The 12607-nt window shown below is 59.8% G+C and carries 11 protein-coding genes; 4 read left to right on the forward strand and 7 right to left on the reverse strand.

Features of this window, described 5'->3' with window-relative positions; all coding sequences use genetic code 11:
* Window positions 1-16 precede the first annotated feature (16 nt).
* Complete coding sequence (locus DLM86_RS09290; protein ID WP_110839697.1) at window positions 17-331, forward strand: heavy metal-binding domain-containing protein; 315 nt, start codon at window positions 17-19, stop codon at window positions 329-331.
* Window positions 332-563: 232 nt separating this feature from the next.
* Entirely contained in the window at window positions 564-2486 is a 1923-nt protein-coding gene (locus DLM86_RS09295; protein WP_110839698.1) for a sensor histidine kinase, read from the forward strand.
* A 4-nt stretch (window positions 2487-2490) separates the two neighbouring features.
* Here the strand turns inward: DLM86_RS09295 and DLM86_RS09300 are convergent, their stop codons facing one another.
* The 4 genes from DLM86_RS09300 to murC all read right to left on the reverse strand — a co-directional run bounded on the left by DLM86_RS09300 (window position 2491) and on the right by murC (window position 6000).
* Complete coding sequence (locus DLM86_RS09300; protein WP_110839699.1) at window positions 2491-2739, reverse strand: NHLP leader peptide family RiPP precursor; 249 nt, start codon at window positions 2737-2739, stop codon at window positions 2491-2493.
* A gap of 68 nt (window positions 2740-2807) precedes the next feature.
* The gene (locus DLM86_RS09305; RefSeq protein WP_110839700.1) at window positions 2808-3755 is read right to left on the reverse strand and encodes a hypothetical protein; all 948 of its coding nucleotides are present in this window, start codon (window positions 3753-3755) and stop codon (window positions 2808-2810) included.
* Window positions 3752-4564, reverse strand: coding sequence for a class I SAM-dependent methyltransferase (locus tag DLM86_RS09310; RefSeq protein ID WP_110839701.1), 813 nt, complete (start codon window positions 4562-4564; stop codon window positions 3752-3754). The genes DLM86_RS09305 and DLM86_RS09310 overlap by 4 nt, the downstream gene beginning before the upstream one ends.
* Before the next feature lie 140 nt (window positions 4565-4704).
* Window positions 4705-6000 carry a UDP-N-acetylmuramate--L-alanine ligase gene (gene murC, locus DLM86_RS09315; protein WP_110839702.1) on the reverse strand — a complete coding sequence of 432 codons (1296 nt, stop codon included), beginning with the start codon at window positions 5998-6000 and terminating at the stop codon, window positions 4705-4707.
* Between the two features lie 245 nt (window positions 6001-6245).
* Here murC and tlp point away from each other — a divergent pair, with 245 nt between their 5' ends.
* Window positions 6246-6467, forward strand: coding sequence for a small acid-soluble spore protein Tlp (gene tlp, locus DLM86_RS09320; RefSeq protein ID WP_110839703.1), 222 nt, complete (start codon window positions 6246-6248; stop codon window positions 6465-6467).
* Between the two features lie 92 nt (window positions 6468-6559).
* Here the strand turns inward: tlp and rnz are convergent, their stop codons facing one another.
* Complete coding sequence (gene rnz, locus DLM86_RS09325; protein ID WP_110839704.1) at window positions 6560-7489, reverse strand: ribonuclease Z; 930 nt, start codon at window positions 7487-7489, stop codon at window positions 6560-6562.
* Window positions 7490-7508: 19 nt separating this feature from the next.
* Window positions 7509-10949, reverse strand: a complete 3441-nt coding sequence (gene metH / locus DLM86_RS09330) for a methionine synthase (RefSeq protein WP_110839705.1) — start codon at window positions 10947-10949, stop codon at window positions 7509-7511.
* A gap of 206 nt (window positions 10950-11155) precedes the next feature.
* On the opposite strand from metH, the gene DLM86_RS09335 reads away from it, so the two are divergent.
* Entirely contained in the window at window positions 11156-11698 is a 543-nt protein-coding gene (locus DLM86_RS09335) for a 1,2-dihydroxy-3-keto-5-methylthiopentene dioxygenase (RefSeq protein WP_110839706.1), read from the forward strand.
* Window positions 11699-11806: 108 nt separating this feature from the next.
* On the opposite strand, the gene DLM86_RS09340 is transcribed toward DLM86_RS09335, so the two are convergent.
* Window positions 11807-12601, reverse strand: coding sequence for an HAD family hydrolase (locus DLM86_RS09340; RefSeq protein WP_110839707.1), 795 nt, complete (start codon window positions 12599-12601; stop codon window positions 11807-11809).
* Window positions 12602-12607 lie beyond the last annotated feature (6 nt).

The raw sequence follows: 12607 nt of genomic DNA on the forward strand, positions 1-12607 counted from the left end.
GGAGGGAAATCGACGCATGATCATGACCACGACGCCTTCAATCGAGGGCAAACAAATTTTGGAGTACATATCGGTCGTAACGGGCGAAGCGATTATGGGCGCGAATATCGTCCGCGATCTGTTCGCCTCCATCACGGATATCGTTGGCGGCCGGTCCGGCGCTTACGAAAGCAAGCTGAAGGAAGCGCGGGACATGGCGTTCGAGGAAATGCGCTCTCTGGCGTCCCGCTACGGCGCCAACGCGATCGTGAGCATCGACATCGACTACGAGGTGATCCGCGACGGCATGCTGATGGTAGCCGTTAGCGGCACGGCCGTCCGCGTGCAATAAGCTGCGCACGGACGCTACGCGCGTCCCGGAGAGGCGCCCGCAACGTTTTCGGCTCGTCCCGGAAACGGCGGGCGCCTTCCTTTCGTTCGGGCGCATTAGACGCGCGCCAAATTTCATGACGAACCGGCCGCAACGTGACGTCATATGGAAGGAATTGCTCGACCTTTGTCGAAATATCGTTTTAGGAACGTATACCCAATTATCGGCTGCCGGTTCGAGGTGTTGATTCGTGATGAAAGCTTTGCCCCGCAAAGGGCGGGTCGGCTATATGCCGTTCGTCGTCCTTGTTTTGTTCCATCTTGCCTTCTGGCTCGGTCCTCCCCTCGCGCACGGCGAATCGGGCGCGCATGCGGAAATCGCGCATTGGGAGTTTCGATGGGATACGCGTCCCGACACCGATTCGCCTCCTGCAAATACGGATGCGCTCGGAGCCTGGACGCGCCTCGAGGCGGGGGATCCCTTACCGGACCAGCCGGACGGCGCGGTCGACGCTTGGGTGAAATTCGAGCTTCCCGCAGCCCAGCTGTCCGAGTGGAGACGTCCCGGGCTGTTCGTCGACAAGCTGTACGCCCACCGCGTCGAGCTGTTCGCCGGCGAACGGAAGCTGTTCGAGTCGGACCGCGACTACTCGTACGACGTGTACAAGCTGGCCATTCCGCTGGACCGGAGCGAAACGGATCGGACGTATTACTTGAAAATTTCGTCCAAAAGCGACCGGCTCGGCCTGCATCGGGCGATGGAGGTGGCCGAATACGACGAACGGCTCTCTTCGTTTTACCGCAACGATGCGATCGACATCGTGCTGGGCGGCTCGCTCGCGTTTTTCGCCGCCATCATGCTGGTGTGCTCGATCTTTTTGAGGAAATCCCAGCTTCCGAGATGGATCTCGCTCGCGCTCGTCATCTTGACGACCGGGGTGCTCGTCGCGTCCTACACCCCGCTGCCTTACACCTACTTCGCGCCGTACGGGAAGCTGTTTCTCGTTTCGTTCGACTTATCTTTGTTTTTGTTTCTGCCCATGCTGCTGCTGTTCATCGAGAAGACGCTCGATGCGGGCAGATCGTCGCTGCTCGCCCGGCTCCGTCAATTTCAGGTCGTCTACTCGGCGTTCTGCGTCGCCTTCATGCTGTTCAACGAGCTGACCGATACCCGTTTTATGAGCTGGTACTACTTTTTCACCGTTACCGTTCTCGGCATCGTCATGGTCGTCCAGCTGGCCGTTCTCGTCGGCGTGACCGCCGTTCATGCGTTTCGCGGCCATACGGACGCGATTATTATGTCGGCGGGGTTCGGTTTGTTCGCGGCTACGGGGGCGGGGGAGCTCGTCTGGTTTTACGCGCGATCGCTCAATTACGAGCTGTTCTTGTGGAAGTGGGCCGTCCTCGGCTTCGTCTTGGCGTTCATCGTCGTGCTGGCGCGAAGGTTTGCGAACGATCACGAGCGGGTGCTCCGGCATTCGAAGGAGCTCGAGCTGTACAACAACCGGCTGCAAAGGCACGAGAAGATGGAAATCATCAGCGAGCTGGCCGCATCGGTCGCACACGAGGTGCGCAATCCGCTGCAAGTGACCCGAGGGTTTATCCAGCTGCTCTGCGAAAAGGGGGACGGCAAGGAAAAAGCGTACTTGCAATATGCGCTGGAGGAGCTCGACCGGGCTTCCGGCATCATCACCGACTTCTTGACATTCGCCAAGCCGCAGCTCGACGACGTGACCGTGCTTCGCTTGTCCGACGAATTCGAGCATATCGAAGGCATTCTTGTACCGATGGCCCATCTGCAAGGGGGGGAAATTCGCGTCGACGTCGAGGACGACTTGTATGTCCGAGGCAACTCGTCGAAGCTGAAGCAGGCGTTCGTCAACATTATCAAAAACAGCATCGAGGCGTTGAACGGGGAAGGAAAAATCGAGATTCGCGCCTACCGGGAGCTCGACGATGTCGTCGTCCGCGTCATCGACAACGGTCACGGGATGGACGAAGACGAGCTGTCCCGGCTCGGAGAGCCGTACTTCTCGAGCAAAACGAAAGGCACCGGGCTCGGCCTGATGGTCACGTTCCGCATTATCGAGGTGATGCAGGGCCGACTCGAATTTATTAGCAAAAAAGGCGTCGGGACGGAAGCGATCGTCCGCTTCCCCTACGCCTCCTCCGAATAGCGGCTTACCAAGCCGCGTCCGTGTCCGTCTCCTCCGACCCGTCGCTAAGCGTCTCCGCCGGGTTCGGAGGAATGACGAGCACGTATTGGTCGGGCTTCTCTTCGACCGCCTTCAGTTCGATATGGTCGGGAATGTCGATGCCGAACGCTTCCCGGATCGCCCCTTTCGGATCGTCCAGCAGCTTCTGCTTGAACACCGGATCTCCCCATGCTTTCTCGATAATTTGCTGTTTCAGCTGTTGTTCCGCCGACATGCCGTTCACCCTTTCCAAAGATTGGATAAGCCCATCGACCTAAGTGTAGCATGAACGGCCGACCAAATCTACGAGGAAAAGGCATTTTTCGACAGCCAATAGGAAAATCCTCCCGCCTGGAGCGCTTTCTTCTGGCGCTCGATCGATTCGGCGGCTTCGCGGACGGTTCGCACGATCGATTCGTGGAAGGCGGCGAGCGGCGCGATGCGAAGCTCCGACTCGAGCAGCCGCGCATGGTTCTCCTCCGCGATGGCCGCATACCGGGTCAGACCGCCTTTCGCGTACAGCGTTTGCTTCACGTCTTCCTCGGTTAGCGCGGCGTCGTGCGAAAGGCCTCGCTCCCGGCGAACGAGCGCCAACAGAACGTTGCCGCAGCCTCCTCCTTCCCGGAGGTCTTCGCGCCAATCCGCCCGGTCGTCGGCCATTTGCAGCGTAACGAGCACGCAATCGACGAGCGCCGATACGCCCTCGATCCGATCGCCGCGACCTCCTAACAGAAGCGCCGCCGCGGAGGCGAGCTTGACCGGGCTCGCTTTGTGCGCGATTCGCGCCGGCCGCTCGAAGAAGTCGTCCCGCTTACCTTCGTTCGCTACGGCGTCCGCCCATTCGGTCGCATACGTTTCGTAGCACGACCAGAAAGGCGAAGTCGAGTCGAACATGGCGCGATACCGCCCCTCCGCCTGCAGCCGGAACAATTGGCCGAGCGCCAGCGTCTCCTTCCATCTTCCCGGAACCGTATCCATCAAATCGTCCAACACGAAATAATGCAGCATGACGAACACGTTCGCCAAGGCGATTCGCCGGCATGCCGCTTCGTCGATGCCGGCAGCGTCCTTCAGCCAATACGGCAGCAGGTAGCAGATGTAGTTTTTCGTGCTGCCTTCCCGGAGCGGGTGGAACGACTGCAAATACGCCAGCCCGTCGCCCGCGAGCGGCGATGGAAACGTTCCGATTCGCGCTTCCGCCTCGGCGAACACGATGGCGAGCTCCGTCTCGTAATCGGTAAACCAGTTCATGCCGTCCGCTCCCCCTCTCCTTCTCCCTTTCCCGATTCGTCGCCTTTTCGTCGCGCGAAAACGGCTCCGAACATCGGGATCCGTTGATCGCTCGCCGGGTCGTCCTCCCAGTCGAGCAGCTCGCGCTCCCGCTCGGCCGATATCGGTTCCCCCGTCATATATTCCGTGGCGAGCCGCATGTAATCCCTCAGCAGCCGCTTCGTATCGGGCTTGTCCGCCCGGACCTCGTACCGCTCCACCCGCAGCCGCTCGAAGCCGTACGGCTCGAGCGCCAGCCGGAGTGCGTCCGGCAGCGGCACGAACGATCGCGGCCCCCTCAGCGTCCGGCGCGCCCGCTTGTACAGCGCGGTGAACAACGGCAGCCGATCGTCGCCGCAATACCGGTCGTCGTCGAAATCGATGACGACCAGCTCGGATCGCTCGCGTGTCCGCTCCGCCAACCAGTGCCCCCAATGGTCCCGGTCGGGCAGATGCAGCACGACGAGCCGGGCGAGTATCGTGTCGTACGTTTCATCGCCCGTCAGCACATCGTAGCCGCCATGCAGGAAGCGAGCGGCTTGCGCCAGCGAGGGGGCGTCCTTCGCCTTGCGCAGCAGCCGCTCCTCCGGATCGATCCCGGTCAGCCCGAGTCCCGGATAGGCCGCGGCAAGCCGCCCCAAATACGCGCCGTTGCCGCAGCCGATGTCGAGCAGGCTGTCGCGGCCCCCTTCAAAACGGCGGAAGAACAGCTCCGCTTCTTTGCCGAAAAAAAGCTCGGCCGTCACGTTAAGCATCCGGTCCAGCCGTTCGATTTTCCAGTCCGTATCCATGGTTCGCCCCCTCCCATCGCGTGCCGTCTGTCGACTTTTTCCATTATAGCACGCCCGGCGACAACCAAAATCCCCTTCGTTCGCTCGGAACGAAGGGGATGCTTGCTTCCAAGATGCCGGTTCGCTCGAGGAGGTCCTCCTCAAGCCCGCTCGTACCATGTCTGATACTTCTGGATATCGCCGGCGCCCATGAACAGCAGGACGCAGTCGGAATAGCCGTTCAGCTGGTCGATGCTGTTCTCCGCGATATACCGGGATTCCGGGATTTTCTCGATCAGCCGTTCGATCGTAACGCCGCCCGATTGCTCCCGGGCGGAGCCGAATATGCTGCATAAGTATACTTCATCCGAACCGGACAACGATTCGGCGAACTCGTCGAGGAACGTTTCGAGCCGCGAATACGTATGAGGCTGGAAGACGGAGACGACTTTTTTGCCCGGATATTTGGAACGTACCGCATCCAGCGTCGCCGCAATTTCGGTCGGATGGTGGGCGTAATCGTCGATCAAAATGTTGCCGCGCACGTTTTTCTCCGAAAACCGGCGCTTGACGCCCCCGAACGTGGCAAGCCGCCGTTTCACGTCATCGATATTCAAATCCTCGAGCACGGCCGCTCCGATGACGGCGAGCGCGTTCAGCACGCTATGCCGCCCGTAAGCCGCCACGGTGAAGGCGCCGAGCGGATTGCCGTGCAGATGGACGTCGAACGTCATCCCTTCCGGACCCGACCGGACATGATCGGCGCGCAGCGCATTATGGTCGCCGAAGCCGTAATGGAGCACCGGTACGCCCGGCTTCAGCTTCCGGACTTGCGGATCGTCGCCGCAGGCGATCAGATGCTTGCGGACGCGGTTCGCCATCTCCTGAAACGCCCGGGTGACGTCGTCCAGCCCCGTGAAATAGTCCGGATGGTCGAAATCGATGTTCGTAATGATCGCATAATCCGGCTCGTACGCCAAAAAATGCCGGCGGTATTCGCAGCTTTCGAAGATGAAATATTTGCTGCCCGGCACGCCGGAGCCGGTTCCGTCACCGATCAAATACGAGGTCGGGTGCAGGCCGCTGAACGTATGCGCGAGCATGCCGGTCGTGGACGTTTTGCCGTGCGCGCCGGTTACGGCGAAACTCGTGAAGCGGCGAAGCCAGTCACCGAGAAAATGGTGGTACCGCTCGACCGCGACGCCGCGTTCCGCATACCGGACGATTTCCGGATGGTCGTCCTTGAACGCGTTCGACGCGATGACTCTCGTCCCGTTGGCCGCAACCTCGTCGTCGCCGAACCGGAATAGCGGGATGCCCCGCTGCTCCAACGGCTTTTGCGTAAAAAATTCGGTTTCCACGTCCGATCCTTGAACGGGATGTCCCGTATCATGCAGAACTTGCGCCAAAGCGCTCATCCCGGCACCCTTAATGCCTATGAAGTGAAACTTATCCATAAGGATACCTCCCCGCTTTCGTTATGGAGCCTTACTCGACCTGACGTACTTCCCATTATATGATAGCGAATCCGTTCTGTGCTCCCGCCTATGTACGGGACGGCGGAGAAGCGGTATTATTGTCAGCTTTCCCCATTTCGGCTCGACGTATAGCCCCGGCACCCGTCGGAATTTCGTATAATTCGGACCGGATATTGGAATGTTAGTTTCGTATTGCCGATTTTGGACGAAAGGAGGGATGATCCGTGGCCAAGCCTGACGACCGTTCCGACAACGTCGAGAAGCTGCAAGAGATGGTGCAGGACACGATCGGCAACCTGGAGGAAGCCGAAAGCTATTTGGACGAGCATGCGGACGAAATTTCCGCAACGGAAAAAAGCGACATCGAAGCGAAAAACGAACGCCGCCGCGAAAGCATCTCCGGTTTCCGTTCGGAAATCCGGGACGAAGCGAACGCCGGCGAGTGACGGTTTCGCCGAGATCGGCCGCCAAGCGGAGCAAAAGCCCTTTTCAGCCGAAGCTGAATCGGGCTTTTCGCCTTGGACGCGTCGATTTTCGGCTACTCCGCAGAGGCGGAAATCGGAAAGCTCGCGTGATCTTTCGCGATCGCCGTGCGCGGAAAATGCTCCTGCGCCTCGAGCAGCAGCTTGGCGGCTTCGTCCTCATGGTATCGCGAGCTGATATGGGTCAGGATAAGACGTTTCGCGCCCGCTTCCTTCGCGGAGAGAGCCGCATCCTTGGCCGTGGAATGATAATAGGCTTCGGCAAGAGACGCGAGCGACGAGTCGAACGTCGCCTCGTGCACGACCGCATCCGCTCCCCGCGACAGCCGGACGGCCGCTTCGCACCGCCGCGTATCGCCGAGTACGGTGACGACTTTGCCCGGAATCGGCTCGCCGATGCACGATCGGCCGTCGACGACCGTGCCGTCCGGCAGCGTCACCGTCTCTCCCCGCTTGATCCGGCCGAACAGCGGCCCCGGCGGGACGCCGAGCGCCTTCAGCTTCGCCGCGTCGAGCTTGCCCGGTTTATCCTTTTCGACGATCCGGTAGCCGAAGCTGTCGATCCGGTGATCCAGCTTGGCGCAGACGACCTCGAACTGATCGTCCTCGAAGACGGTCCCTTCCTTCGTTTCGCGATAGATCAGCTCGTAGGACAGATGCGCCTGACTGTACCGCAGGACGGGCTCGAGCAGCTGCTCGAGCCCGGCTGGTCCGAAGAGCGTCACCGGCGTCGTCCCGCCTTGATTGGACCGGCTCGTCAGCAAGCCGGGCAGCCCGTAAATATGATCGCCGTGCAAATGCGTGATGAACAGAAACTCGAGCCGGCTCGCCTTGAGCGGGGATCGCAGCATTTGGTGCTGCGTCCCTTCGCCGCAGTCGAACAGCCACATCGTGCCGCGTTCGTCGTACAGCGTCAGCGCGATCGACGTCACGTTCCGTTCTTTCGAGGGCATTCCCGCCCCCGTGCCGAGAAAATAAAGCTCCATGCGACTCCTTCCGCCGGATTTACGCTTTGTCTACGTTGAAATAACGCGCCTCCGGATGCGAGAACACCATCGCCGAGACGGACGCCTCCGGCTCCATCATGAATCCTTCCGTCAGTTCCACACCGATGTCTTGCGGCTTCATCAGCCGGAACAACGGCTCTTGGTCTTCCAGGTTCGGGCACGCCGGGTAGCCGAACGACACGCGGATGCCCTGATACCGGGCTCCCCATCGCTGCTGCATCGTCAGCTCCGGCGAATCCGGGAACCCCCACATATCGCGCATCATATGATGCACCCGCTCGGCGAACCCTTCGGCAAGCTCGATCGCGAACGCTTGTAGCGCGTGGGAGCGCAAGTAGTCGCCGTTGTCCTTCATCGCCTCCGCTCTTGCCCGGATCCCCTGTCCGGCCGTCACGACGAGGAAGCCGATATAATCCATCGTTCCGCTCGACACCGATTTGACGAAGTCGGCCAAGCAAAGGAACGGCTCCACATCCTGGCGCGGGAACGAAAACCGGTGCAGAACTTCGGTCGGTTCGTCGGGGTTGTAGATGATAATGTCGTTGCCGTCCGATTGGGCCGGGAAGAAGCGGTACATGCCGTGCGCCTGGATCAGCCCTTCCGCCCTCGCCTCCGCGAACAGGCCGTCGATCGTTTCCTTGAGCTGGACCGCCTTCGGGTCCTTCTCCTCGAGCAGCTTCTCGACTTTGCCGCGCAAGCCGAGATGGTGGCCGAGCAGCGTCTGCATGTTGACGTAAGGGTAAATATGGTCGATCGGATAATCCCTTAGCACATGTCTTTCCATATCCGGCGGGATATATACGGGCGCCTCCTGCGAGACGGACGATTTGGCCGCTCGGGTCAGCTTCACTTCATCCGTCGGCTTGCCGGATTCCATGACGACGGAATCCATGCTTTCGCGCAGCTCCTGGATCAGCTTCTGGCGCTGCTCGGCGTCGCTCAGCTTGTTGGCGATATCGAGGCCGTCCATCGCGTCCTTCGCGTACAGCACCATGCCGTCGTATTCCGGCGCGATCCGCGTTTTCGTAAACTTCCGCGTCAGCGCCGCGCCTCCGACGAGAATCGGCACCTCGATGCCGGCCGCCCGCAAGTCCTGTGCGGTGACGACCATCTGCTGGGCCGACTTGACGAGAAGTCCGGACAGGCCGATCGCGTCCGGCTTTTCTTTGCGGTACGCCTCGATCAGCTGCTCCGGCGGCACTTTAATGCCCAGATTGACGATTTGGTAGCCGTTGTTCGACAAGATGATCTCGACCAAGTTTTTGCCGATGTCGTGCACGTCGCCCTTGACGGTGGCGAGCAAAATTTTGCCCTTCACCGCGCTCTCGGAACGCTCCATGAATTGTTCGAGAAACGCGACCGACGCCTTCATCACCTCGGCGCTTTGCAGCACCTCGGCCACGATCAGCTCGTTGTTGTTGAACAAGCGGCCGACTTCCTCCATCCCTCTCATGAGCGGTCCGTTAATGATTTCGAGCGGCGCATATTTTTGGAGAGCCTGTTCGAGATCGGGGATAAGTCCTTCCTTCGTCCCTTCCACGACGTACGAAGCGAGCCGCTCCTCGAGCGTCAAGTTCGAAGCTTTCTCCTTCTTCTCGACCTTCTTCGTCCGGAAGAAGGCGACGAATTCGGCCAGCGTCTCGTCGCTCGTCTCGTAAATGAGCGCTTCCGCCAGCTTCCGCTCCTGTTCCGGGATGGAGGCGTAGCGCTCCAGCTTCTCCGTATTGACGATGGCGTAATCGAGCCCGGCTTTCGTGCAATGATACAGGAAGACGGCGTTCAGCACCTCGCGCCCCGCTTCGGGCAAGCCGAACGATACGTTGGAGAGGCCGAGAATCGTCTGGCATTCCGGCATCGCCTCCTTGATCAGGCGGATACCCTCGATCGTCTCGGGCGCGGAGCCGATATACTGCTCGTCGCCGGTGCCGACCGGGAAGACGAGCGGGTCGAAGATCAAGTCGCGCGGATCGAGGCCGTACTTGTTCACTAGCAGGTCGTACGACCGCTTCGCCACTTCGAGCTTGTCTTGGCGCGTAATCGCCTGTCCGCGCTCGTCGATCGTGCCGACGACGACGGCCGCGCCGTATTGATGAATGAGCGGGACGACCTTCTCGAACTTCTCCTCGCCGTCCTCCAGGTTGATCGAGTTGATGATCGCTTTGCCCTGCGAATATTTCAGACCGAGCTCGAGCGCCTTCGGATCGGTCGTATCGAGGACGAGCGGCACCTTCACTTTTTTGACGACCTGCTGCAAAAACTGCTCCAGATCGGCCGCCTCGTCGCGATCCGGGTCCTGCAGACAGACGTCGATGACGTGTGCGCCGCCTTTCACTTGCGCGCGGGCGATTTCCGAAGCTTCCTCGAACTTTCCTTCGGCGATCAACCGTTTGAATTTGCGGGAGCCCAGAACATTCGTTCGCTCCCCGACCATATACGGCCGGTTTTCCGGCTCGATGTACACCGTTTCGATGCCGGAAACGGCCGGCGGGTGGTCGCCCTTCATCTCTCTCGGCTTGTACGCCCGCATCGTTTCGGCGATTGCCCGGATATGATCCGGCGTCGTGCCGCAGCAGCCGCCCGCGATGTTGAGCCAGCCTTGCTCGGCGAAGCCGCCCAGCTTTTTCGCAAGCGAAGCCGGGGATTCGTGGTAATGGCCGTTCTCGTCCGGAAGTCCCGCGTTCGGGTAGCAGCTGACCGCCGTTCCGGCGATCGCGGACAGCGAACGGATATGGTCTTTCATGAATTCCGGGCCGGTCGCGCAGTTCAGCCCGATCGATACCGGCTTCAAATGCTCGAGCGAAATGTAGAACGATTCGATGTTTTGCCCCGCAAGCGTCGTGCCCATCGGCTCGATCGTGCCGGATATCATGATCGGCAGCGTAACGCCGGTCGTCTCGAACGCTTTGCGGATGCCGATGCTTCCCGCTTTTACGTTCAGCGTATCTTGCGACGTCTCGAGCAGCAGCGCGTCCACGCCGCCTTCGATCAGGGCGACCGCCTGCTCGTAATAACTATCGATCAGCTCGTCGAACGTCACGCCGCCGGTCACGGACAACGTTTTCGTCGTCGGGCCCATGGCGCCCGCCACATAGCGGGGCCAGTCCGGCGTCGAATATTTGTTCGCCGCCTCCACCGCCAGCCGGGCCGCCGCGAGGTTCAGCTCGCGGGACCGTTCCGGTATATCGTACTCGGCCAGCACGACGCTCGTCGCGCCGAACGTATTCGTTTCCAATAGATCGGCGCCGGCTTCCAAATACGCCTCGTGAATTTTCGAGATAACGTCCGGACGCGTCACCGCCAAAATCTCGTTGCATCCTTCCAGCTCTTCGCCGCCGAAGTCGTCGGCCGTCAAGTTTTCCTGCTGGAGCATCGTGCCCATCGCTCCGTCGAGAATCAATATTTTTTGTCGAAGCCGTTCCGCCAAAGCCGGTTTTTGCATTCGGTCCACCCCTTGTTCGCGTTGCCGTCTTTTCATTTTAAATCATAGTCTACCAGAAACCGCCGGTTTTCGAAAGCGATATAATATCTAGTTTTCTTATCGGAATTCATTATTTTATTTATGCCGATCCATCGACACGGGGTCTTTTTTCGCATATAATACAATTTAACTGGCATTTATCCATATCCGGAAAGAGGGAATAACCGATGGCTGAAATTCGCATCCGCAATACGAACGAACGCATCCAAGGCGAACAAAACGTCAAATCGTTCCTGGAAAAGCAAGAAGTGTTGTACGAGCACTGGGATCCGGCCAAGCTGCCGGCCGAGCTGCAGGAGAAATTCGTCCTGTCCGACGAGGAGAAGCAGCAAATTCTCACGACGTTCGACGCCGAAATCCGCGATCTGGCGGGCCGCCGCGGCTACCGTACGTGGGACATCGTGGCGCTGTCCGACGCGACGCCGAACCTTGAGGAGCTGCTGAAAAAATTCGAACAGGTGCATACCCACACCGAAGACGAAGTCCGCGCCATTACGGCGGGCAAAGGCATATTCATCATCAAGGGCACCGACGACGTCGGCTATTTCGATGTCGAGCTCGAGGCGGGCGACGTCATCTCCGTTCCGGAGAATAAGCCGCACTTCTTCACCTTGATGGAAAACCGGAAAATCGTCGCCGTCCGGCTGTTCATCGAAACCGAGGGCTGGATTGCGCATCCGTACGAAGATCCCGCCTTCCAAAAGGCGTAAGCCGATCATTGTCCGTTCACAAAAAGGAGCCCGGCGCTTTCGCGAGAAAGCATCGGGCTTTTTTGTCGCTCGTTCGATGTACCGACAGCGCTGCTGCCGGCTCTCGGTTCAGTTCAACTCGTCGAGAATGGTGCGGATTTTCCGTAAATGGTCGATTTCATAAGAAGGAATGATATCGTCGGTCCGGCTGACGCCGTGGCGATTGATCCATACCGATGTCATGCCGACCCCGTTCGCCCCGATAATGTCGGTCGTCAGCTTGTCGCCCACCATGATGCCTTCCTCGGGGCGAATGCCGAGCAGCTCCGTCGCGTGCCGGAAAATGGACGCGGCCGGCTTGCCCTCCCCGAACGCTCCCGAAATTACGATATGATCGAAGTAGCCGGACAGTTCGGGCACGCCGGACAGCTTTTCCTTTTGCAGGTCGGGCGAACCGTTCGTCAGCAGCAAAAGCTTGTACGACTCCTTCAGCTCGGTCAGCACCGCGAACGTTTCTTCGTAGACGAGCGGTCTCGCTCTCCGCTCCTTCGGAAACGTCTCGCCGAGCCGGTATCCGAGCTCCGGATCGTCGACGCCTACCGCTAAGAGCCCTTTGGTCCACGATTCGGTCCGGTAACCCGGGGCGAGCCGCTCCAGCTGGCGAAACTCCTGCTGCTCCCCTTCGCTGAACCGGGCCCACAGCCCTTCGAACGGATTGATCCCGATTCGTTTCGTGAACGGGAACGTCTCGTACGATTCATACAGCGCTCTCGCCTCACGGCGAACCGCTCCCTCCAGCTCGGCGGGGTCGACTCCCTTCTCGTCGGCCGCGATGCGGCATGTCGCCTCGAACGCTTCCTTCACGCTCCGGTCGTCCCACAGCAACGTATCGTCCAAATCGAACAGTACTGCCCGTATAGCCATTTTTCT

Source organism: Paenibacillus flagellatus, assembly GCF_003217775.1.
Taxonomy (GTDB): Bacteria; Bacillota; Bacilli; order Paenibacillales; family NBRC-103111; genus Paenibacillus_AB; species Paenibacillus_AB flagellatus.